We start from the raw sequence: 1281 nt of genomic DNA, 5'->3' as shown, positions 1-1281 counted from the left end.
AGGGAGGGGGTTAGAGTATTGAGAAACCCCTTCGACGACAATTGGTGCGGTGCCGCCAGTGACTTTACCCATAGAAATGTAAAGCATAAAAACTGAGGTCTGAAAGACGTTTAAACCAACGACCTTTTTGACCAGGTTATTTGCGGATATAACGATATAGAAACCGGTCATCATCAAAAATACGACGATCCAGTAATTGTAGTAATCGAGAATAAAGTTCACTGGATGTTAGACCTCTCAGCCTGGCTATCGAAGGCATAGAAAATACTAAGCATAACGGCAAACACTGTAATACCAACACCAAGTTCAATGATAATTATACCGTAGTGTTGGCCAGCGATTGGGTCTGCTGCGATTTTGTTGTAATCAAGGAATTGGCCGCCCTTAAGCATGCTGTACAAGCCAACGCTGGCGTAAAGCAGTACGCCAAAAGAGGCCATTAATTGCAAAAACTTTGGGCTTACTACTTCAAATGAGCTTGGTGTCCCAAAGACTAAAGCGTACAAAATGAAAGCCGCAGCAGCGATGACACCGGCCTGAAAACCGCCCCCAGGGCCGAAATCACCATGAAATTGAACATACAGTGCAAACAGTATAACCAAGGGAATAATTAGCTTGGCAACAACGTGCAGTACGTGGTGCGCTTTTAAACCAGATTCTGGCGCATCACTTTCTTCGCGGCGCCTTACGCCAAGTAATGCTAAGACACCAATTGCTGCTGAAAATACAACAACCGTTTCTCCTAAAGTATCGAAGCCACGATAGCTTGCAAGTACTGATGTCACCATGTTCGGTAATCCGACTTCTTTAGGTGACTCTTCTATATAGCGTGGAGCGACATGTTCGTGTACTGGGTTGTCAGGGTGCCCAAAGGGAGGCATGTCGAGCGTGCCGTAGATCAAGGCAGCGCCGGTTACGCAGACTACAACCAAAGGGAGGATTGAAGAGTGGGCACTTTGCTTTTCCTTTCTACCAGTTAATGCCAGTGTGCCAAGCATGAGTACTGTAGATATGCCCGCACCAACCGATGCCTCGGTGAACGCGACATCAACTGCGTCAAGGTTTACGAATATCAATGCTGACAGAAAACTATATATTCCGAAGAGCATGACGACAGCAAATAAATCTTTCAAAAATATAATGCGTAAAGCAGTGAGCGCCAACATAGCAAGCAGTACCAAGTCGATCAGTTCGGCCATTAGTGCGTTTGCTCCTGTTGTTCTTTCTTGGTTTCAGCAATTGTAAGTAAGCCGCCATGACGGGCTGACTTAGCAAGAGCAT

Annotated in this window: 2 protein-coding genes; both read right to left on the bottom strand. The window is 45.7% G+C overall.

Annotation, left to right across the window (positions count from 1 at the left end):
* Positions 1-222 (bottom strand): cation:proton antiporter subunit C (locus tag A3729_RS31140; protein WP_197476111.1); only part of this gene is annotated, 222 nt, incomplete at its 3' end.
* Complete coding sequence (locus tag A3729_RS26020) at positions 219-1199, bottom strand: DUF4040 domain-containing protein (protein WP_082865135.1); 981 nt, start codon at positions 1197-1199, stop codon at positions 219-221. The genes A3729_RS31140 and A3729_RS26020, both read right to left, overlap by 4 nt.
* Positions 1200-1281 lie beyond the last annotated feature (82 nt).

It is taken from the genome of Oleiphilus sp. HI0043 (assembly GCF_001634935.1).
This window is presented reverse-complemented; position numbering and strand designations above follow the sequence as displayed.

What these genes read in the sequence shown, in the direction of transcription:
- A3729_RS26020 (WP_082865135.1), bottom strand. Translation starts at nt 1,199, where the DNA reads ATGGCCGAACTGATCGACTTGGTACTGCTTGCTATGTTGGCGCTCACT.